Here is a 21,836-nt window from a genome sequence, read left to right as displayed (position 1 = left end):
GGTTTGAAGGCCCTCGGATGGAATGTAACCAAGCCGCAGGCGAGCTTCTACGTCTGGATTCCGGTCCTTCCCGGGTATGACTCAACCGAGCTGGTCAAGCGGCTGCTCCAGGAGACGGGGATCGTCACTACGCCGGGAGTGGGTTTCGGGCCCCATGGCGAAGGGTTTATCCGGGCAGCCCTTACCGTTCCGGTGGAACGGATCCGGGAAGCGGTGCAGCGCATCGGCAAGCTAAAGTGGTGAGTGGTGGCTGGTGATTGGTGGTTAAAACGCTAGCAGGCTAGGCTCTCAGGAATTTCGGATTTCGAATTGCGGACTTCGAGTCGTGAGCGGTTCGGCCGAGCTCACCGTCGAGCCCCTCAGTCGAACGATTTCGAATTTGGGACTGAAAGCCGGCTGCAAACGCGCAAAATCCGAATTCCCCAATCACACATTCGAAATATCCCCGCGGACAGCTGATAGCTGACTGCTGACAGCTAACGTCGGAGGCGCGAGGGGTGATCCGGGCCTATCTCGGTCTCGGTGCAAACCTGGGGGATCGGCGGGAAACATTGGAGTACGCCATCTCACTGCTCTCGCAGCGTCCGGGGATCCGACTCCTCCGAATTTCCTCTCTCTATGAGACGGAGCCGGTGGACGTGGCGGGGGGGTGGTTTTTCAATGGTGTGGTGGAGGCGGAGACCTCTCTCGCCCCCCAGCAGCTTTTGGAGACCCTCTTACAGGTGGAGGAGGCCTGTGGGCGCCCGCAGACCCGGGGGCGGGGGGAGGAACGGGTCGTGGACATCGATCTTCTCCTGTACGGCTCCCAAATCATCGCAGAGCCGAACCTCCAAGTCCCTCACCCACGGATGCATCTCCGGCGCTTTGTCCTGGTCCCGCTGGCCGAGCTCGATCCCGATCTGCTGCATCCGGGGCTCGAAATCCGTGTGGGTGACCTGCTGTCGCAGCTGCCTCCTGCGCCCGAGGTGCGAGTCGTGGCCGGGGACTGGCTTACCGTGCCGGTCCGTGAGAGTGGTGCCCCATGACCGCCGAGTACGAGCCGCAGTACGTCGTGGTAGAGGGACCGATCGGGGTCGGCAAGACCTCGCTGGCCAAGCTTCTCGCCCAGCGCCTGCAGGCGCGAGCGGTCCTGGAGGCGGTTGAGGAGAACCCATTTTTGAAGGATTTTTATCGGGATATGCGGCGGTATGCGTTTCAGGCCCAGCTTTATTTCCTCCTGACCCGCTACCGCCAGCAGCAGGAGCTCCTCCAGTCCGACCTGTTCCGGCAACGCTTGATGAGTGACTATCTCTTTCGGAGGGATCGGATTTTCGCCTATCTGACGTTAGATGATCACGAGCTCGCGCTCTACGAAAAGATCCACGCCCTCTTGGAAGCCCGGGTCCCAAAGCCCGATTTCGTAATTTACTTGCAAGCCGACGTGGAGGCATTGTATAAGAGGATCACCACCAGGGGGCGGGGATACGAACGGGATATTCCCCGGAGCTACCTGGAAGACGTGGCCGAGGCGTACAACCATTTTTTCTTTCATTACAGCGAGACGCCTCTCTTGGTGGTCAACACGACGGAGATTGACTTTGTCAAAAGAAAGGAGGACCTCGACGATCTCGTTAAGCAGATTCAGTCGATGAAGCGGGGGACACAGTACTACGTCCCGCTTGGATCCTAAGCGGACCGAGACGGGTAGGACAGGACACCTCGAGAGCCGGCAGAGAAGCCACCCTGAACGGGAACCGTCGGGAGTGGCAAGTTTACTGACGGCGTCGGATCAGCGCAAACAACCGAGGACCTCCCGGCACGGCCGGGAGGCCTTTTTATTTGGCATTCAGCCATTAGCAGTCAGACTGGGTTGTTCTAGTAGGCTGACAGCTGACGGCTCGTAAGAAAGGAGGGATCGATCGTGACGGTGAAGCGGGTAACGACGGTCACCTTACAGGAGATGAAGGGCCGCGGTGAAAAGATTACCATGCTCACGGCCTATGACTACCCCATCGGCCGGTTCCTCGATGAGGTGGGAATCGAGGTGGTCTTGGTGGGGGACTCGTTAGCCATGGTAGGGCTCGGGTATGAGACCACATTGCCGGTCACCATGGAGGAAATGCTTCATCACGTTCGAGCCGTTGGCCGAGGGGTCAGGCGGGCCCTCCTCGTGGCTGATATGCCCTTTGGGTCGTACCAAGCCAGTGTGGAAGAGGGGATCAGGAACGCCGGTCGATTTCTCAAGGAGGCAGGCGCACAAGCGGTCAAACTGGAGGGGGGAGGCGAGGTAGCAGACCTCACGCGGCGTCTGGTGGGCGTCGGCATCCCGGTGATGGGCCACCTAGGACTCACACCGCAGATGGTCCACCAGTTCGGGGGCTTCAAAGTTCAGGCCCGGACTGCAACGGCTGCCGAACATGTCTTGGATGAGGCCCTGCTCCTCGAGGAAGCGGGGATCTTTGCCCTCGTCCTCGAGAGCATTCCCTGGCAGGTAGCGGAGGTGATCACCAAAGAGCTGCGGATCCCCACCATCGGCATTGGCGCAGGGTCCTGCTGCGATGGTCAGGTATTGGTGACCAATGACCTCTTGGGTCTCTTCGACGACTTCACCCCCAGGTTCGTAAAGCATTACGCCGGGTTGAAGGAAACGATCACGGGTGCCTTTACGCAGTACCGCCAGGAAGTCAAGGACGGACAGTTTCCCGGCCCCAAACATGCGTTTAGTCTGGATGAGGCTGAAAGCCGCAGGTGGGAACAGCATCTGGCCCGCCGGCATCAACAGATTAAAACCATCGGCAGGGGATGAGTTGCTCCGATGGAGATCATCCGCGATCCGCGACAAATGCAGGAGAGGGTGACAGAGCTTCGCCGGCAGGGGGCGAGAATCGGATTCGTCCCCACTATGGGCTACCTCCACGAAGGTCACCTCACCCTCTTCCGGACGGCGCGCCGGGAGAACCCCATCCTCGCGGTGAGCATCTTTGTCAACCCAACCCAGTTTGATCGACAAGAAGATTTGGAGACATATCCGGTCGATCTCGAAGGGGATCGTGCCAAGGCGGAGGCGGAAGGGGTTGATCTCGTCTTTATCCCTGAGCAGAAGAGCATATACCCGCAAGGATATGGCACCTTTGTCGAGGTGGAGGGGCTCACGCGTCGGTGGGAGGGGGAGTATCGCCCTGGCCATTTCCGGGGGGTGGCGACGGTGGTAGCGAAACTATTCGTTATTGTAAAGCCTCACCGAGCCTACTTTGGGCAGAAGGATTACCAACAAGCCCGTATCGTTTGGCGCTTGGCCCGGGACCTCGACATGGACATCGAGGTTGTCGTGCTGCCCACCGTCCGCGAACCCGATGGGCTCGCCTTGAGCTCTCGCAACGTGAACCTAACTCCTGAGGAGCGGCGGCAGGCCCCGAGGCTCTACCGGGCCCTGTGCTGGGGTGCGGATCAGGTAAAGGCAGGCGAAGAGGATACGGGAGCCTTGGTGGAAGGGATGCGGCGAATGATCCAAGAGGGAACTTCCGCCACCATCGATTACGTCGCCCTCTGCGATCCCGACACGCTCGAGCCCCTCGAGAAGGTTAACGGCCCGGCTGTGGCGCTACTGGCGGTCCGCTTCTCAAGGGCGCGTCTGATCGACAATCTTGTCATCGGTAATCACTAGAGAGGAGGTCAAAGTGCATCGGATCATGTTGGTTTCAAAGATCCATCGGGCGGTAACGCAAGAGGTGAATCTCCAATACGAGGGAAGCATCGCCATCGATGAGGAAATCCTCGCTGCTGCCGACGTCTTTCCCTATCAGCAGGTCCAAGTGTATAACCTCAATACCGGCGCGCGCTTTGAGACCTACGCGATTGCCGGTGAGGCCGGCTCGGGGAAGGTGGCCGTCAATGGGGCAGCATCGCGGCTGGTACATCCTGGCGATCTTTTGATCATCGCCGCCTATGGCCTCATTGAGGAAGCTCGAGCGGCAGAGCATAAACCTAAGATCGTGCTCCTGGGCGAGCAGAACCGAATCGCCGCGACGCTGTGATGAGGAACTTCACTGGTCTGCCTCATTGGTCAGGGGAGTATCAGTCCGACCGCCCCGTTCAATTCGCCTCGTTCTTGCTATTGGGACTCTAAGGCGGGGGAGTTCCCAGCCCCCTTCGGGCATTTCTCCTAACCCCCCATATATCGGTCCTGCTTTTCCCCCTTTCCCCAACATCAAGGGCTCAACCCAGGACAACCAGAAAATGTCAGGAAAGGCACGATTTTTCTTGACAAGGTGGCGTGGGGTGGGTAAGGTGTGCGCCTAAATGGGATAGAGTGGGATGAAGTGGTACAGAAATTGCTTTGTGTGGGGGCACTATGCGGTTCATAGGGCGGTTCCCACATACAATCGATGAAAAAGGTCGACTGAGCATTCCCTCCAGGTTCCGCCAAACCTTACAGAATCGGGGACAGAATATCCTCGTCCTGACCGACTTTGACTCCTGCATCACCGCTTACCCTCTCGACGTCTGGGCCCACTTTGAAGCAAAGATCCAGGCCCAGAGTAACTTCGAAAAAGACATCCGGGCGTTCCTGCGCCTTTTCTACTCCGCCGCAAGTGAGTGCCCGGTCGATGGGCAGGGGCGTATCCTCGTCCCTCCCCAGCATCGGGAGAAGGCAGGTCTGGGCCGGGAGGTGATGATCGTGGGCACCCTCAATCGGATAGAGATCTGGGATAGGGAGCGGTGGGAACACTTCCTCACCACCTCCCCGGTGACCTTTGAGGACATTGCCGCCAGGTTGGCTCAGTTAGGTATCTGACCGAGGAGGAGAGGATGTTTGTGGTGCGTACCACTTCTTTGAACACTATCCGGATGAGCGGCGGGCCCGACAGCCCTGTCTGCTGAAACGGTTGGCCGTGGCGGGGTGACAATCGGACATATCCCGGTGCTGGTCCAGGAGGTGCTGGCCAGCCTACAACCGAAGTCGGAGGGAGTGTATTTGGACTGCACCGTGGGAGGCGGGGGTCACGCCGCAGCGATTCTCGAGGCGGCAGGCCCGCCGTCTCGGCTCGTGGGGATCGATCGGGATCCCGAGGCAATCGCAGTTGCCAGGGATCGACTGAGGCATTTTGGCGACCGCGTGAGGTTGATTCGGGGCGATTATCGGGAACTCCCTTTCCTGGTCTCTGACCTTTACCCAAAAGGCGTTGATGGGATCGTGTATGACCTGGGCGTCTCGTCGCTGCAGTTTGACGATCCCAGTCGGGGGTTCAGCTTCCAGTTCGAGGGTCCCCTCGATATGCGCATCGACCGGCAAAGCGGTGGGCCCACGGCCCGGGAGTTGCTCCATGAACTTCCGGAGAAGGATTTGGCCCGGATCATCCGGGAGTACGGAGAAGAGCGGTGGGCCCGTCAGATCGGGCGTCACATTGTGAGGGCGCGCAAGGGGCAGTCCCTGGAGACCACGCGGGATCTGGCCGAGATTGTGGCGCGGGCCATTCCAAGGCGGTTCTGGCCCCGTCGGATTCATCCGGCCACCCGCACCTTTCAGGCACTCAGGATCGCTGTCAATCAAGAGTTGGAGGGGCTTGAGGCAGCGTTAGAAACGGCGGTAGGCTCCCTGAAACCTGGTGGCCGGATTTGCGTGCTTGCCTTTCACTCGCTGGAGGATCGGGTGGCCAAGCAAGTATTCCGCCGACTGGCGGCGCCGGGGGCGGTCCCCGCTGTCAACATCCTCACGCGGCGGCCAGTCACGCCGTCAGCCGAGGAAACGGCACGGAATCCGCGCGCTCGGAGTGCCAAGCTTCGGGCGGCGGAGCGGCGGGGGGCGGGGGATGGCCACTAGGGTCCGGTCACGATCGACGCAGCAGGAACTTCCCTTTGGAGTACGTGCTCGACGGGGGAAGCACAAGCTGGCCCGTGAGATGAAACCGATGCTCCTCGTCGGTGCGATTCTCTTGCTCGGCCTCCTCATCTACGTGTGGCAGCATGTCCAAGTGGTGCGCTTCGGCTACCAGGTAGAGCAACTGCGGGCAGCGCGGGCCACCCTGATCCAGGAAGGAAAGGCACTCAGTGTGGAGCTCGGGCGACTCCGCTCCCTGAAGCGGGTCGAAGAGATCGCCCGAGGCAAGCTGGGCATGGTCAATCCGGTTCCAGGGCAGATTGTCTTCATGGAGGAACCGCCGTGACGCCTTACTTCGAGAAACCGCCCCGGATAAGAATCGCGATTCCGGCTCTAGGGCTTGCCGCGTTTCTGGGCTTCGTCGGCGTGCGGCTCTATCTCATCCAGATCGTCCGGCATCACGATCTCGGAACGCGGGCCAACGCGCAGTATGAACGCCGCATCCCGGTGGCCTCGAAGCGGGGGACCATCTATGATCGCCGCGGGCGGGCGGTGGCGATCAGCCTCGATGCCGCGTCGGTCTTTGCGCACCCCCAATTAGTCCAGGACCCAATCGCTACCGCTTCCCGGTTGGCCCGAGTGCTCAATCTTCCAGCCCGGAAAATTCAGAAAAAGCTTCGGAGTGATCGCCCCTTCATCTGGATTCAACGCAAAGTCGATCTGTCGCGGGCCGAGGCTGTCAGGAACTTGGCCCTCCCAGGAGTTGGCCTTATTCCCGAGGGGAAACGGTATTATCCTAGAAGAAACCTGGCTGCGCACGTCATCGGCTTTGCGGGGCTCGATGACAAGGGACTCGAAGGGGTGGAACTCAAATATGACCACCTCTTGACAGGCGGGGTGCGGTTCTTGAGCGGCCGGGTCGATGCCCTCGGACGGGTCGTTTTTCGAGAAGCCGAGGACACCCCTGCAGCCTCGGACCTCTTTCTGACCATCGATGAGGCGATCCAGTATGTGGCGGAGCGGGAGCTCGATGTAGCGATCCGGCGTTCCGGGGCAAAGTCAGGAACGGTCATCGTGGTGGATCCTGCAACGGGGGAAATTCTCGCTCTGGCCAACGTTCCCTCCTATAACCTGAACAAATATGGGAGCTCCCCCCCCGCCTTCCGTCGGAATCGAGCCCTCACCGATCCCTACGAGCCCGGATCTGCCTTCAAACTGATCCTCGCCGCTGCCGCCTTGGAGGAGGGACTGGTGAGGCCAGGGGATCTCTTTCACGGTGAAGACGGCTTCATCGAGGTGGCGGGGGTGAAAATTCGAGATCATGAGAAATACGGTCGCATGACCTTCCGTGATGTCGTGGCCTTCTCCAGCAATGTGGGAGCCGTCAAGGTAGGAATGAAGGTAGGCAAGGATCTCTTCTACTCCTACATCACAAGTTTTGGCTTTGGCCTGCCGACCGGGGTGGATCTGCCCGGCGAGAGCCCTGGTCTGATCCGCCGACCACAGCAGTGGTCCCGGCTCTCTATCGGCGCTCTCTCCATTGGCCACGAGATCTCCGCGACGCCAATCCAGCTCATCACGGCCGTCGCGGCTGTTGCCAATGGCGGCCACCTGGTGCGCCCTCACGTGGTCAAGGCCGTGCGGAACCCAGATGGTCGTGTCAAGGAGATAAGGCCGTTCCTGGTCCGACGCGTGATATCGCCGGGGACGGCTCGAACGCTCGCTTCGATGCTCACCGAGGTGGTGCAGCGGGGAACGGGACAAGCGGCAGCGATCCCCGGCACGCTAGTAGCAGGCAAGACCGGGACGGCCCAAAAATTTGACCAGAACACCGGCCGCTATTCCCACACCAAAGTGGTGGCTTCCTTCGTCGGCTTCCTCCCCGCGGAGGATCCCCGACTGGCCATCCTCGTTTTGATTGATGAACCGCAACGCTTCACCTGGGGGGGGAGCGTCGCGGCTCCGGCGTTTCGGGAAATCGCACGGGAGATATTGAACTATCTCGAGATCTCCCCTCTCCACGCCCGGGTCGATCGCGTCGCCCGGAGGCCTTATGAAACCCCTGGGACAGCTAATTGATGGGTTTCCATATATCCTTCTCCAGGGAAGCCTGGACCAGGAAATCGCCGCGGTCGAGTACGATTCCCGGCGAGTGGAACCCAAGAGCCTTTTTGTCAGTATTCGGGGCCAGCGACACGATGGGCATCACTTCGTGCCCGACGCGGTCCGCCGAGGGGCCGTTGCCTTCATTGTCGAGCGCGATATTCGAAGCGGTACCGGGGAACCGGTCCCCGGGACCATCGTTCAAGTCGCAGAATCTCGACGCGCCCTGGCCCACCTGGCCACTCGTTTTTACGATATGCCGTCTCGTGAGCTCTCTCTCGTAGGGATTACCGGGACCAACGGCAAGACCACGGTGAGCTACCTTTGCGAGGCGGTGCTCGAAGCCGGCGGCCGACGGGCAGGAGTGATCGGGACGGTCGAGTACCGGTGCGGGGGAACCGTTCGGGAAGCGGATCGGACCACCCCGGAGGCCTCGGATCTGCAAGCGCTGCTCCGGTGGATCCGTGGGCAGGGAGGGGATGTCGCCGTGATGGAAGTCTCCTCACACTCCCTCGCCATGCATCGGGTAGAGGGATGCACCTTTGACGTCACCGTCTTCACAAACCTGACGCAGGATCACCTCGATTTCCACGGGACAATGGAGGACTATTTCGAGGCGAAGGCTCGGCTCTTCACGATGTTCCGAAAAAGGGGAGGGACAGCGGTCATCAACCTGGATGACCCGGGAGGCAAGAGACTCCAGGAGTTGACGGATGGGCCGGTGGTGACGTACGGATTCACTCCTGAGGCCGATGTCACTGCGGCCACTGCCACGTATGACCTCGAAGGGATCCGGGCGACCATCCGCACCCCATGGGGGGAAGACGACCTTCGCTCCCCTCTCCTCGGCCGGCACAATCTCTACAATCTCCTTGCCGCGGTGGGTGTTGGAGGTGCGCTCGGAGTCCCTGTACAGAAGGCCCTGGAGGCCCTTGCCACGGTTCGCCATATCCCCGGCCGGTTGGAGCCGGTCGCGTGTGGACAGCCCTTCGAGGTGGTGGTGGATTATGCCCACACCCCCGATGCGCTCGAGTGGGCCTTGCGGTCCCTCCGTGAGCTCCGTCCGCGTCGGCTTATCGTCCTGTTTGGCTGTGGGGGCGACCGGGACCGGAAGAAACGTCCCTTGATGGGGGAGGCGGCGGCGCGGTTGGCCGACCGGGTTTTTCTCACGTCCGACAACCCCCGGAGCGAAGTACCCGAAGCCATTATGGAAGAGATCAAGGCGGGCATCGACCGCGTTCCAGGGGCGGCAGAGAAGACCACCCTGGCCGTCGATCGGGGGGAGGCTATTGAGGCGGTGCTGAAGGAGGCCCGCCCCGGCGATGTCGTCCTCATTGCTGGCAAGGGGCACGAGAGGACACAGACCATCGGACATGAGGTGATTCCCTTCGATGACCGGGAAGTCGCCCGGCGGATTCTGCGGCAGATGGGGTACAACCAATGACGTTCAGAGTTCAGAGTTCAGGGTTCAGGGTTCACATGTAAATTCGAATTTCGAATTTCGAATTTCGAAATCCCTCGGTCATCGATCGACAAGAGCAAGAGATGCCCCAACTAGCAGTGAGAGAAATCGTGGCGGTCACGAAGGGAATCCTCGTCGCCGGCTCACCAGACCAGGGTATCGAGCGTTTCTCCACGGACAGCCGAACGTTGGAGCGTGGCGAACTGTTCATCGCCCTGAAGGGCAAGACCTTCGATGGCCAAGCCTTCGTGCCGCAAGCCCTGACGAGAGGGGCCGTGGGGTGTGTTGTTTCCTCTCCTCCCGGAATCTCTCTTTCACCGGGTTTCGTGGTGATCCAGGTGGAAGACACCCAATGGGCATTGGGGCAAATCGCGAATCTCTGGCGGAAGCAGGTTCCGGTGCGGGTCGTGGCCATTACAGGGAGTAATGGCAAGACGACCACAAAAGAGATGACGGGAGGCATCCTCCGCCAAGGGTATCGCGTCCTCGTCTCCTCAGGGAATCTGAACAATCTGGTCGGCGTGCCCTTGACCCTCTTCCGACTCCGAGAGGACCACCAGGTGGCAGTCCTTGAGCTGGCGATGAACGCGCGGGGGGAGATTCATCGCCTGGCAGAGATAGCGGAACCGGATGTGGGAGTGATCACGAACATCGGGGAGGCTCACCTCGAGTTTCTCGGTTCGGTCGAGGAGGTGGTGGAGGCAAAGGGGGAACTCCTCCCATTTCTGAGCGGGGATCGTGTGGCTGTCCTTAACCAGGATGATCCATATCTTACGCCCCTGCTCCCGAGAGCCCGGGGCCGGCTCCTCACTTTTGGCCTCGGCTCTCGGGCTGATGTCCGGGGGGAGCGGATCCGCATGAGAAGAGACGGCCGGACCCATTTCACCCTCTGTGCCGGGAGCAAAAGACAGCCGGTCCGCCTGCATGTACCCGGCCGGATGAATGTGTCTAACGCGCTGGCCGCGGCGGCTGTAGGGGTCGCGCTTGGGGTGGACCTCGATGCTATCGCCGCAGGGCTCGAGCGGGCGCCGGCGGCTGCTATGCGGATGGACAAGATCCTCCATCCCTCAGGGGCCGTGATCATCAACGATGCCTATAACGCGAATCCGACCTCAATGTCGGCAGCCCTGGAGATCTTCTTCCACATGGCGAGGGGGGAGAAGACCATCGTGGTGCTCGGAGACATGCTGGAGTTAGGATCGGGGTCCGAGGCCGCCCACCGAAAGGTCGGAGCCTCAGTGGCCCGATTGCGACCGGCCCATTTGATCACGGTGGGAGAGAGGGCGCGGGCCTTTGGCGAGGGGGCGGCCCTCCAGGGATTTGACGCCACCAGGATCCACTGCTGCCGCGACCATGAGGAGGCCCAGGCCGTGCTGCGGGCGCAGCTCACGCAGAGGCCTTGGATCTTCCTGAAGGCGTCACGAGGAATGAAACTCGAGAAACTCCTCGAGGGACTGTGATGCTGTACCACCTCCTCTATCCGCTGGTCGATTACCATACGGTCTTCAACGTCTTCCGCTATGTCACCTTCCGGACCGCGGGCGCGATCATGACGGCCCTTCTCCTGAGCCTCGTGCTGGGTCCGTATATCATCGAGCGACTCCGGGGGCTGCAGGTGGGTCAGCAGATCCGCGAAGATGGCCCCGGGACCCACATGGCCAAGGCCGGAACGCCGACCATGGGCGGCCTCCTGATTCTTTCAGCGGTGACCGGCTCAACGCTGCTCTGGGCCAACCTCACCTACCGGTTTGTCTGGCTCACCCTGTTCGGGATGATAGCCATGGGGGCGGTGGGGTTTTGCGATGATTACTTGAAGCTGAGGCGGCAGAGCAGTAAGGGGTTAGCGCCGCGCTACAAATTTGCGTGGCAAATCGCGCTGGGACTCGGCGTGGGACTCTATCTGTATCTATCTCCAGGAGACGCACTCACCACGCGGTTGAGCATTCCCTTCGTCAAGTGGTGGGTCCCGGATCTCGGATGGATGTACGTCCCCTTGGTGATGGTGATCATCGTGGGGTGCAGTAATGCTGTCAACCTCACTGACGGATTGGATGGGCTGGCGACGGGCCCCGTGATTATGGCGTCTGGCGCGTACACCGTGTTGGCCTACGTGGCGGGACATGTTGCCATCGCCCGTTACCTGCAGGTCATCTACGTTCGGGAATCGAGCGAGCTCACCATTGTCGGAGGTGCCGTGGTGGGGGCCGCGCTGGGATTTCTCTGGTTCAACGCCTATCCCGCCCAGATCTTTATGGGGGATACAGGATCCATGGCGCTCGGGACGGCGCTTGCCCTGTTGGCGGTGCTGACAAAGCAGGAGTTGCTCTTGGTGATTATTGGGGGGGTCTTTGTCATCGAGACGGTCTCGGTCATCCTCCAGGTTTTTTCCTTCAAGACGACCGGTCGACGGATCTTTCGCATGGCTCCCATCCACCACCATTACGAACTCAACGGGTTGGCAGAACCCAAGATTATCGTCCGGTTCTGGATTATCTCGTTCATCCTGGCGCTTATCTCGCTCGCCACGTTGAAGCTGAGATGAGGCGCGTTCATGGTCGAGGGTTCATGGTTCAGGGTTCACAAAAGGATCTGCTCATCGGCGTCGAAGAGGGAGTGGCTTTATCCGTGAACTGTGAACTGTGAACAGGAATGGATCATGTCGAACCAGCGAACGCTGAATGTGCGAGGGAAAAAGGTGACGGTGGTGGGGTTAGCCCGTAGTGGTGCCGCCGCCTGCAGGCTCCTGGTCAGTCAGGGGGCGCTCGTGACCGGCAGCGATCATCGTCCGGCTGTAAAGATCCAGACGGACCTCGAAGACCTCAAGAGAAAAGGGGTGATCCTTGAGTTCGGGCGCCATCAGCCAGATGCCTTTCTCCAGGCTGACCTGATTGTCGTGAGTCCAGGGGTCGACACGAACCTCTCCCTCCTCCAAGAGGCTCGGTCGCGGGGGGTCCGAGTGTGGAGCGAGGTCGAGCTGGCGTTTCGGGCCTGTCAAGCCCCGTTCGCCGCCATTACCGGAACGAACGGGAAAAGTACCACCACCACGCTACTCGGGCTGATGGTCAAACATACAGGAAGGAAAGCGATTGTTGCCGGGAACATCGGGACCGCCCTCTGCGACGTGGCGCCGGGGCTTTCCAAGGCGTGTTGGTTGGTGGCCGAAATCTCGAGCTTCCAGCTGGAAACCATCGACACCTTCCGTCCCCAGGTGGCCCTCCTCCTGAATGTCACGCCGGACCATCTGGACCGGTATCCGGACCTGGCCGGATACCTTGCGGCAAAGGCTCGTATCTTCCTGAATCAGATGCCTGAAGACGTGGCGGTTTTGAACGCCGACGACCCGTTGACGATGGAAGCTGCCGCCCGTGGCAAGGCAAGGAAGATCTTCTTCAGTCAGGGTCAGCCCGTGACGGAGGGGGCTTTTGTGCAGGAGGGAACGTTTTGGCTCCGCCTGGGAGGCAAAGAGGAGGCTATCTGTCACCGGAAGGACCTCAAGATCCAGGGAGCCCACAACACCGAGAACGCCTTGGCCGCTATCGCTGCTGCTGGCATCTTGGGGATTCCCTCTCATTCCATGCGGGAAATTCTGAAGCACTTCCCCGGACTCGAACATCGCCTCGAGACGGTGGCGGAGATTGCCGGGGTCCGGTACCTCAATGACTCCAAAGGGACGAATGTGGGGGCGACGGTGAAATCGCTTGAAAGTTTCCCGGCGGGAAGGGTGATCCTGATCGCCGGGGGGCTGGATAAGGGTGCGGACTTCAGGCCCCTGGTCCCCGTGGTCAAGGAGCAAGTCAAGGCGACCATCCTCATCGGCCAGGCCCGGGAAAAGCTGCAGGTGACGTTGAGAGGGGCCTGTCCCATCCAAGTGGCGGCGAACCTCGATGAAGCGGTGGAGGCCGCACAGGCCTTAGCTGTTCCGGGAGATGTCGTCCTCCTTTCCCCGGCCTGTGCGAGCTTCGATATGTTCCGGGACTTCGAAGAGCGAGGAGAGGTCTTCAAAGCGATGGTGGGACGACTCAGGGATCGGGAGCGAAGCGGGGATGCAAGGGGAATACGATAAAGTCCTCTTTACCATTACCCTGATTCTGGTGGGATTGGGGATTCTCATGGTCTACAGTGCGAGCGCCATCCGGGCCCAGGAAAACTTCGGGGATCCGGTCTTTTTCTTGAAGAGACAGGTTGCATGGGCGGTCATCGGCCTCGCCATCCTTATCTGGTTCATGGGTCAAGACTACCGCCGATTCGAGCGATGGGCTCCTCTGCTCTATCTGGTTTCTGTTCTGTTGTTGATCTTGGTCCTGATCCCGGAGGTGGGCACAAAGATCAATGGCGCTCGACGCTGGCTTCGGTTTGGCAGTCTTTCATTTCAGCCCGCCGAGTTCGCCAAGTTTGCACTTATGTTGTGTTTGAGTCGCCTGCTGGCCAGGAAGGGAGACCGGATCCGCGCGTTCACGGATGGACTGCTGCCTCCCGTCATCTTTGCGGCGGTCGTGGTGGGACTCATTGCAGTGGAACCCAGTTACGGGACCGCGTTGATGATCTTCGCGACGGTCGGAGCCCTCCTCTTTGTTGCCGGGACCCGGATTTCGCACATGGTCCTCATGAGCGTGGGCCTCTTACCGATCTTGGGTTTTCTCCTCATGCAGGCTCCGCATGCCCGGGGGAGGGTGCTGGCGATAGTGGACCCGGCTCAGGTCTCTTCCCGATATTTGTATCAGCTCACCCAATCCCAGGTGGCCTTGGGGCGGGGAGGTTCGTTGGGGACCGGGCTCGGTGATGGAATGCAGAAGCTCTTTTATCTTCCTGAGGCGCATACCGACTTCATCTTCGCGATCGTTGGGGAAGAATTGGGGTTTGCCGGGGGGATCGCCGTTTTGGGCCTCTTTGCCCTTTTTCTTTGGCGCGGACTCCGTATCGCGCTGAAGGCCTCCGATCCCTTTGGGTGCTACCTCGCCCTAGGGATCACGTTCCTTATTGTTGCCCAAGCGGCAATCAATGTCGGGATGGTCGTGGGGATCTTACCGACGACCGGTCTTCCCCTTCCCTTCGTAAGTTTCGGGGGCACGTCGCTCGTGATGAGCCTCATCGGGGTAGGTATCCTGCTAAGTATCTCTCGCTGTCCTCCGGTCTATCCCGGATATCTCCGTCTTCGCGGAGGAAGGCGGTGAAAGTGGTCCTGGCAGGTGGAGGAACGGGAGGCCATGTCTTTCCTGCTCTGGCCCTTGCGAGGGAGCTCAGGGCACGAGGCATCGAGGTTCTGATGGTCGGCACGGCTCGAGGACTGGAGGCGGCTGCCTTTCCTGCGGAGGGATTTTCCTTGGAATCGATCCGCGTCGAGGGACTGAGGGGGAGAAGGCTCCAGGGTCAGGCCAGATCCCTTGCTCTGCTCCCCCAGGCACTGACCCGTGCCCTTTGGCTCCTTGGACAACACCGACCTCGCGTTGTCGTCGGCGTCGGTGGCTACGCGGCAGGACCCGTATCCATAGCGGCTGTGCTCAGGCGGATTCCCCTCCTCATCCACGAACAGAACTTCTCTCCTGGCCTGACCAATCGGGTCCTGGCGCGGGTTGCGAACACGGTGGCGGTGAGCTTCGGCGAGAGCCGTTCGTATTTTCGACGGGACGTCGTGGTGACAGGGAATCCGATCCGCCGCGAGATCCTGGAGGCTGACCGGCGGAAGGGGCTCGAGGCCTTTCAGCTGGACCCCGGGAGAGTGACTGTGCTCGTGTTCGGCGGAAGTCAAGGAGCTCAGCAGATCAACCGGGCAGTGGCGGAGGCCCTTCCACATCTCACCCGATTGCGCGATCGGCTTCAATTCATTCATGCAACAGGTGAGCGGGACCATTCTGTACTTGAGGAAGGCTACCGAGGATGGAAAGGCGAGGCCCGCATCCTCCCCTTCATTGAGGACATGGCCTCAGCCTATGCCGCCGCGGATCTGGTGGTGTGTCGGGCCGGAGCCACCACCATCGCAGAGCTCATCGCGCTTGGGAAACCGGCCCTTCTGGTTCCTTATCCGTTTGCCACTAATGATCACCAGCAGGGGAATGCGGAGGAGGTCGTGAGGGTCGGCGGCGCTCGGCTGATCCTGGATCGGGATCTGACAGGACACCGTCTTGCGCTCGAGCTTCAAGAGTTGCTCGACGACGCGACAACGCTTGCCGCAATGGGGCGGGCATCGCAAAGCCTCGGGCGGCCGCAAGCAGCTTCCCATGTAGCGGATCTCGTCTGCCAACTGGCCGGGGTGGAGGCCTGAGCGAAACAATGGTGAAGCGATATCGCCATATCCATTTCGTGGGAATCGGCGGAGCCGGGATGAGCGGGATCGCCGAGGTCCTCCATAACATGGACTATCTTGTCACCGGGTCCGACGCCGCGTCGTCGGAAACGACACATCATCTTGAGGGATTGGGGATTCGCGTCTTCATTGGTCATAAGTCGGAGCACGTACAGGGAGCGGATGTGGTCGTCCGCTCCTCGGCGGTGGCACCGGATAATCCCGAGGTGATCACAGCCCGGCAGCAACTGATTCCAGTGATCCCCCGGGCGGAGATGTTGGCGGAGCTGATGCGGCTGAAGTACGGAGTGGCGGTAGCCGGGACCCACGGTAAGACCACGACGACGTCCATGGTGGCCACCGTGCTGGCCAAGGGGGGCCTGGACCCCACCATCGTTATCGGCGGTCGATTGGGAAGTTTAGGGACCAATGCGAAGCTGGGGCGGGGAGACTTCCTGGTGGCAGAGGCAGATGAGAGCGACGGTTCGTTTCTCAAGCTTTCTCCCACCCTGGCTGTGGTGACAACCATTGATGCCGAGCATTTGGATTACTACAGGGACCTGACACATGTTCAAGAGACCTTTCTTCAGTTCATCAATAAGGTCCCCTTTTACGGGTCCGCGATCCTGTGCCTCGACCAAGAGAATATCCAAGCCCTCCTCCCTCGTGTGGAAAAGCGTTTTATCACCTATGGGTTGAGGACCCAGGCCGACATCACCGCGCGGGAGATCATCCTGCAGGGGATGGGATCGGAGTTTGTCGTGGTGGCGCGCCAGGAAGTCTTGGGCAAGTTTCGACTCAGGGTCCCAGGAGTCCACAATGTGAGCAACGCGTTGGCCGCCGTCGCGGTGGGTCTCGATTTGGACCTCGAGCTTGATGTGATCCGGGAAGGGCTGGAGGAGTTCGCCGGCGTCGATCGTCGGTTCCAAATAAAAGGAGAGGCCCGCGGGATTCTCGTCGTCGATGACTACGGCCACCACCCGGCCGAGATCCATGCCACGCTCAATGCCGCCAAGGATGGCTTTGGCCGGCGGATCGTCGTGGTCTTTCAACCCCACCGGTACACAAGGACCAAATATCTGCTCCAGGAGTTCTTTACCGCCTTCTACCAGGCTGACCTCCTCGTAGTGACGGAGGTGTACGCGGCCGGAGAACCCGTGATCCCAGGGGTGAGTGGCAAGCAGATTGCCGACGGTGCCCTGGGACACGGGCATCGGAATGTCACATTTATACCGGACATGGGGGAGGTTGCAGAGTTCCTGCTCCCCGCCCTCCAGGCCGGGGACATGGTGATCACGCTGGGGGCCGGAGACATCTGGCGTGTGGGCGAAGAGCTCCTCCACCGCCTAAAGGAGAGTTCATAGTTCAGGGTTCGTGGTTCAGGGTTGAAGGAGTGAGAGTCAAGAGTTCAGAGTTGAGGATTAAGGGTTGAGGGTTCAGAGTTGAGAGTTCAGCGTGCATTGTTCACAGGTTTTGGGTCTTGGGATTCTTGGGTTTGTTGAGTTTGTTGGGTTTGTAGGGTTTCGCCGACATCGGACATCGGACATTGGACTGTGAGCCGTGAACTGTGAACTGTGAACCGTGAACCGTGAACTGTGAATCATGAACCGTGAACCGGACTGAGAGGATGGAGCGAGAAAAAAGGGGAGCGCTGGAGCAACAGATCAGGGGGCGTGTCCGTTACGGAGAGCCGCTTGATAAACATACCGCATTTGGGATTGGTGGGCCCGCGGACATCATGGTCTTTCCCGAAGGGCTGGAAGATGTGCAAGCTACCCTTACATTCTGTCGCTCGGCACAAGTTCCCTATCTCGTCCTGGGGGGAGGAAGCAATCTTTTGGTTCGAGACGGGGGATTCCGGGGAGTGGTGCTCCATATGGCTGGGGTCTTTCCCCAATTGGCGTGTGAAGAGATGCGAATCAGGGCCGGCGCAGGCGTCCGACTCAGTCGGCTGGTTGCCTTCTGTTCAAGGCAGGGGCTTGCCGGGATGGAGTGCCTCGCCGGCATCCCGGGGACTGTGGGTGGCGCAGTCAAAGGAAACGCCGGTGCCGCCGGGGGCTGCATTGCGGACCACCTTGCGGAGGTTCGGCTCCTCCTCCCAGAGGGAGACGAGCACATTTTCTCGCGAGACCAGCTGGAATTTTCATACCGACGCTCGTCTCTCCCAGCGGGATGCGTGGTTGTGGAAGCGAACTTCGATCTGGAGCGGGGTGATCCGGTCGAGATCAGGCGCCGCGTCTCGGAGAATCTCCTCGAGCGGAATCGTCGGCAGCCGGTCGAGTGGCGGTCGGCGGGGTCGATATTCAAGAATCCGCCTGGCGACTATGCGGGGCGGTTGGTGGAGAAGGTCAAGCTGAAGGGGACACGGGTCGGCGATGCGTGCCTCTCGCCGAAACATGGAAACTTCATCATCAATCTTGGCAGAGCCACGGCGGTGGACGTTTTGGCCCTCATCAGGGTGGTGCAACGACGGGTCCACGAGGACACAGGTGTGGAACTTGAGCTCGAAGTCCAAGCGGTAGGGGAAGAGTAACATGGTTCAGAGTTCAGAGTTCACGGGAAGATGGGGGTTTTGATCTGTGAACCGTGAACCAAAAGCTCGGAGGGACCTTCCTCGGCGGCGCCAAATTCTTCACGGACTTGATGCGCGGAGGCAACGTTACGCATGCTGAGGCGTTGTAATTCGCTCGTGCGGGCCACCCCCGCCTGCGCTGCGCTCCGGCGGCGGGACCCCGGCCGACGCAAACCAGATGTCGCCTGCCTCGGAAGGAACCCCCTCCTCGCTCTTAGCGACGTCGGCCATTGGACATCGGACTTTGGACTGTGAACTCTGAACCATGAACCCTGAACTATGAACCGCAGAGGGGGCGGGGTGCGGCAGAAACGGAAAAGAAATCCCTGGAGCATACTGAGGCGGATCGCAGGGGTCCTGGTGCTGGGCACGCTTGTCGTGGGGGGTGTGTGGTGGGTTCACCCGCCGCTCCTTGAGCTCTCTCATTTTGAGGTGAACGATATCCAGGTGCTAGGGAATAGTCACGTGACACCAGAGGAAGTCCGTTCCCAACTTCGGCTCCAGGCGCCGGTCAACGTTTTCCAATTGGATTTGGAGGAGCTCGCCGGCAGGATCATGGCGCACCCGTGGATCCGGAATGCATCAATCCAGCGGCGGCTCCCCCTTGGCTTGATCGTTACCGTCGAGGAGCGACAGCCGGTGGGCTTTCTGCTCGCCGGGAAAACTTGTCTCTTGAGCGCTGACGGCCTCATGCTCGAGGAAGTGAAGGGGCGTCCCCCCCGAATCCTGCCTCGGATTCGGCCCGTGGCGCGGGTCAAGTGCCGGGTGGGGCAACATCTCGACGATCCGCACCTTTTGGGGGGACTTGAGCTGCTTGGGGCGATCCGCGAGGCACCAGTGCTACGACAGCTACAGGTAGAACAAGTCGCCGTGGAAGCAAATGGGAACTATACCCTGCGCCTGGCGAAGGCCCGACCGATCCTCCGGTTCGGGCCGGCAGATCCCCTCCGGCAGCTCACGCGTCTCGATATCGCCCTGCGCCATCGAGGCCAGAAGCTGGAGAGTTTTGCCTATGTGGATCTCAGATTTCCCGGGTGGGTGATTCTGAAGCCCTGGAGAAAGGAGGGTGAGAGGTGGGATGGCAGAACAACCTGATCGTGGGATTAGATGTCGGCACCACCAAGATCTGTGCCGTCATCGCTGAGCTGGCGGAGGACGGGACGCTCGACATCATCGGCATCGGGACCAGTCCGTCCAAAGGTCTCCGAAAAGGGGTCGTGATAAACATTGATGTCACCGTGGACTCGATCAAGCGCGCCCTGGAAGAGGCCGAGCTGATGGCTGGGGTGGATGTCTTTTCGGTCTTCGTGGGGATTGCCGGCGGCCACATCAAGGGGATCAACAGCCGCGGGGTGATTGCAGTCTCGGGGAAAAGCCGTGAGATTACCCAGAGAGATATCGACCGAGTCATCGATGCCGCCAAGGCGGTGGCACTGCCGGTGGATCGCGAGGTGATCCATGTGCTGCCTCAGGAATTTATTGTGGACGGCCAGGGGGGGATTAAAGAGCCGCTGGGGATGACCGGGGTGCGACTGGAGTCAGAGGTGCATATTGTGACCGGTGCCGTCACCTCAGCGCAGAACATCATTAAATGTTGCAACCGGGCGGGGCTGGAAGTCCAAGATATCGTACTCCAGCAGCTGGCCTCGAGTCTCTCGACCCTCACCGCCGATGAGAAGGACCTTGGCGTGATTCTGGTGGATATTGGGGGTGGCACGTCGGACATTGCCGTCTTTGCAGATGGCAGTATCTACCATACCGCAGTCTTATCGGTTGGGGGAGATCACGTCACCAACGATATCGCCATCGGCCTGCGCGCGCCGGTCCACGAAGCGGAAGAGATCAAGAAGAAATATGGATGTGCATTCGCCGCACTGATCGACAGAGAGGAAAAGATCGAGGTGGGCGGTCTCGGTGGTCGGCGCCCCCGCATCGTGAGCCGGCACATGCTCTGTGAAATCATTCAGCCTCGCCTGGAAGAGATTTTCTCCCTCGTCGACCGGGAGGTCCGGCGGGTCGGCTTTGAAGACGCGACCGTCGCAGGGATGGTCGTCACGGGGGGTTCTTCTATCCTCCCGGGGGTCCCGGAGCTCGCCGAGGAAATTCTCAAGGTCCCGGTGAGGCGGGGAATTCCCACAGGGGTGACGGGTCTCGTCGACGTCGTGGCGAGCCCCATCTATGCGACAGCGGTGGGCCTTGTCCAGTACGGGGCCCAGCATAGACATCAGCGTAAGTTCAGACGCGTGACAGAGGGGGCATTGTTCAGTCGGGTGACAGAGCGGATGCGGGAGTGGTTCGGGGAATTCTTTTAGGGAAAGTCCAATGTCCGTAGTCCGAAGTCCAGGTCTTGGGTGTTGGGATTTGGATACGGCTTCTCGATTCAAATGGAGCTGGGAATCAATACCTAAAAGCCAACACCCAACACCTCACATCGGTCGGTCGTCGGATAACGGTCGTCGGTTAACGGTCAACACAGAGGAGGGTATGCGATGCCGTTTCATTTAGAAGAGGCGCCTCGGAAGACAGCCAAAATTAAAGTCGTCGGTGTGGGAGGGGGAGGCTCGAATGCGGTCAACCGTATGGCAATCTCCGCGATGATGGGGGTAGAGTTCATCGTTGTCAATACCGACGCCCAAGCCCTGGAGTCCTCGCCTGTCGAAAGGAAGGTGCAGATCGGCGAGAAGCTCACCAAGGGATTGGGGGCGGGGTCGAATCCCGATATCGGGCGCAAGGCAGCCATCGAAGATACCGACAAGATCTTGAGCCTCTTGGAGGGGGCGGATATGGTCTTCGTGACTGCCGGGCTCGGCGGGGGGACCGGAACGGGGGGAACTCCTATCATCGCCAATCTCGCCAAGGAGATCGGGGTTCTCGCGGTGGGCGTGGTGACTAAACCCTTCCAGTTTGAAGGGAAGGTGCGCTTGGCGCAGGCAGAGCGGGGGCTCCAGGAGCTCAGGCAAAAAGTCGACACCCTCATTACCATACCCAATCAGCACCTCCTCGCCCTTGCCGAGGAGACGACGACCTTCCTCGAGGCCTTCAAGCTCGCCGACGATGTCCTCCGCCAGGCGGTCCAAGGGATTTCTGATCTGATCGTGGTCCCTGGGCTGATCAATGTGGACTTTGCCGATGTCCGGACCATCATGTCCGAGCGAGGGTTAGCCATGATGGGAACCGGATACGCCGTTGGAGAAGACTGTGCCGTCGAGGCGACCCAGCGGGCCATCAACAGCCCTCTCCTGGAAAATGTCTCCATCGCGGGGGCCCGGGGCGTCCTGCTCAACATCACCGGGGGGCCGGACCTCTGCATCCATGAGGTCGGGCAGGTGGGTCAGATGATCTATGAAGCCGCGGATCCCGATGCCCACATTATCTTCGGAGCGGTGATCGATGAGCGGATGAACCGCGAGGTGCGGGTGACAGTCATCGCCACTGGCTTTGATCAAGAGCATGCCCGGGTGGCCGAGGAGACCAAGATCGCCGATCTCAAGGCCTACGCCAACGCCAACAAGGTGGGAGAACGGCCCGCCTATTTGAGGCGCCGGGCGGGGAAGGGGGAGGGCATTCCGGCCCAGCTGACGCTGCAAGAGATGGAGGGAGACGAACTGGACATCCCGACCTT

21 protein-coding genes are annotated in these 21,836 nt (G+C 60.3%); all 21 read left to right on the top strand.

Annotated elements, in window-relative coordinates:
• On the top strand, positions 1–243 hold a 243-nt coding region (locus O6929_13985; GenBank protein MCZ6481490.1), incomplete at its 5' end, for an aminotransferase class I/II-fold pyridoxal phosphate-dependent enzyme.
• A 254-nt stretch (positions 244–497) separates the two neighbouring features.
• Entirely contained in the window at positions 498–1,025 is a 528-nt protein-coding gene (gene folK / locus O6929_13980; protein MCZ6481489.1) for a 2-amino-4-hydroxy-6-hydroxymethyldihydropteridine diphosphokinase, read from the top strand.
• A complete protein-coding gene (locus tag O6929_13975; GenBank protein ID MCZ6481488.1) occupies positions 1,022–1,669 on the top strand; it encodes a deoxynucleoside kinase in 648 nt (215 codons plus the stop codon). Before folK ends, O6929_13975 begins: the two co-directional genes overlap by 4 nt.
• Positions 1,670–1,900: 231 nt before the next feature.
• Positions 1,901–2,785: a 3-methyl-2-oxobutanoate hydroxymethyltransferase gene (gene panB, locus O6929_13970; protein ID MCZ6481487.1), complete on the top strand. Its 885-nt coding sequence runs from the start codon at positions 1,901–1,903 to the stop codon at positions 2,783–2,785.
• Between the two features lie 9 nt (positions 2,786–2,794).
• Positions 2,795–3,643: a pantoate--beta-alanine ligase gene (gene panC, locus O6929_13965; protein ID MCZ6481486.1), complete on the top strand. Its 849-nt coding sequence runs from the start codon at positions 2,795–2,797 to the stop codon at positions 3,641–3,643.
• Positions 3,644–3,656: 13 nt separating this feature from the next.
• Positions 3,657–4,013, top strand: coding sequence for an aspartate 1-decarboxylase (locus tag O6929_13960; protein ID MCZ6481485.1), 357 nt, complete (start codon positions 3,657–3,659; stop codon positions 4,011–4,013).
• A 317-nt stretch (positions 4,014–4,330) separates the two neighbouring features.
• Positions 4,331–4,774 (top strand): division/cell wall cluster transcriptional repressor MraZ, encoded by a 444-nt coding sequence (mraZ, locus tag O6929_13955; GenBank protein MCZ6481484.1) that lies wholly within the window; start codon positions 4,331–4,333, stop codon positions 4,772–4,774.
• 105 nt (positions 4,775–4,879) lie between these two features.
• On the top strand, positions 4,880–5,800 hold the full coding sequence (rsmH, locus tag O6929_13950) for a 16S rRNA (cytosine(1402)-N(4))-methyltransferase RsmH (GenBank protein ID MCZ6481483.1): 921 nt from the start codon (positions 4,880–4,882) through the stop codon (positions 5,798–5,800).
• Positions 5,790–6,143 (top strand): cell division protein FtsL, encoded by a 354-nt coding sequence (locus O6929_13945; protein ID MCZ6481482.1) that lies wholly within the window; start codon positions 5,790–5,792, stop codon positions 6,141–6,143. Before rsmH ends, O6929_13945 begins: the two co-directional genes overlap by 11 nt.
• A complete protein-coding gene (locus O6929_13940) occupies positions 6,140–7,876 on the top strand; it encodes a penicillin-binding protein 2 (GenBank protein MCZ6481481.1) in 1,737 nt (578 codons plus the stop codon). The genes O6929_13945 and O6929_13940 overlap by 4 nt, the downstream gene beginning before the upstream one ends.
• Positions 7,851–9,344, top strand: a complete 1,494-nt coding sequence (locus O6929_13935; GenBank protein MCZ6481480.1) for a UDP-N-acetylmuramoyl-L-alanyl-D-glutamate--2,6-diaminopimelate ligase — start codon at positions 7,851–7,853, stop codon at positions 9,342–9,344. The genes O6929_13940 and O6929_13935 overlap by 26 nt, the downstream gene beginning before the upstream one ends.
• A gap of 101 nt (positions 9,345–9,445) precedes the next feature.
• Complete coding sequence (locus O6929_13930) at positions 9,446–10,822, top strand: UDP-N-acetylmuramoyl-tripeptide--D-alanyl-D-alanine ligase (protein MCZ6481479.1); 1,377 nt, start codon at positions 9,446–9,448, stop codon at positions 10,820–10,822.
• Positions 10,822–11,904, top strand: a complete 1,083-nt coding sequence (gene mraY / locus O6929_13925) for a phospho-N-acetylmuramoyl-pentapeptide-transferase (protein MCZ6481478.1) — start codon at positions 10,822–10,824, stop codon at positions 11,902–11,904. Before O6929_13930 ends, mraY begins: the two co-directional genes overlap by 1 nt.
• 114 nt (positions 11,905–12,018) lie before the next feature.
• Complete coding sequence (gene murD, locus O6929_13920) at positions 12,019–13,425, top strand: UDP-N-acetylmuramoyl-L-alanine--D-glutamate ligase (protein ID MCZ6481477.1); 1,407 nt, start codon at positions 12,019–12,021, stop codon at positions 13,423–13,425.
• Positions 13,406–14,533, top strand: a complete 1,128-nt coding sequence (gene ftsW, locus O6929_13915) for a putative lipid II flippase FtsW (GenBank protein ID MCZ6481476.1) — start codon at positions 13,406–13,408, stop codon at positions 14,531–14,533. Before murD ends, ftsW begins: the two co-directional genes overlap by 20 nt.
• On the top strand, positions 14,530–15,621 hold the full coding sequence (gene murG / locus O6929_13910; GenBank protein ID MCZ6481475.1) for an undecaprenyldiphospho-muramoylpentapeptide beta-N-acetylglucosaminyltransferase: 1,092 nt from the start codon (positions 14,530–14,532) through the stop codon (positions 15,619–15,621). The genes ftsW and murG overlap by 4 nt, the downstream gene beginning before the upstream one ends.
• An 8-nt stretch (positions 15,622–15,629) precedes the next feature.
• Positions 15,630–17,006 (top strand): UDP-N-acetylmuramate--L-alanine ligase, encoded by a 1,377-nt coding sequence (gene murC, locus O6929_13905; GenBank protein ID MCZ6481474.1) that lies wholly within the window; start codon positions 15,630–15,632, stop codon positions 17,004–17,006.
• A 263-nt stretch (positions 17,007–17,269) separates the two neighbouring features.
• Positions 17,270–18,175, top strand: coding sequence for a UDP-N-acetylmuramate dehydrogenase (murB, locus tag O6929_13900; GenBank protein MCZ6481473.1), 906 nt, complete (start codon positions 17,270–17,272; stop codon positions 18,173–18,175).
• A gap of 339 nt (positions 18,176–18,514) precedes the next feature.
• Positions 18,515–19,309, top strand: coding sequence for an FtsQ-type POTRA domain-containing protein (locus O6929_13895; GenBank protein ID MCZ6481472.1), 795 nt, complete (start codon positions 18,515–18,517; stop codon positions 19,307–19,309).
• Positions 19,288–20,526: a cell division protein FtsA gene (gene ftsA, locus O6929_13890; GenBank protein MCZ6481471.1), complete on the top strand. Its 1,239-nt coding sequence runs from the start codon at positions 19,288–19,290 to the stop codon at positions 20,524–20,526. The genes O6929_13895 and ftsA overlap by 22 nt, the downstream gene beginning before the upstream one ends.
• A 177-nt stretch (positions 20,527–20,703) precedes the next feature.
• A partial coding sequence (gene ftsZ, locus O6929_13885) for a cell division protein FtsZ (GenBank protein ID MCZ6481470.1) occupies positions 20,704–21,836 on the top strand: 1,133 nt, incomplete at its 3' end.

The sequence above is a fragment of the Candidatus Methylomirabilota bacterium genome, from assembly GCA_027293415.1.
Taxonomy (GTDB): Bacteria; Methylomirabilota; Methylomirabilia; order Methylomirabilales; family CSP1-5; genus CSP1-5.
The sequence above is the reverse complement of the archived record's forward strand: the minus strand, read 5'-3'. Positions and strand labels throughout refer to the sequence as shown.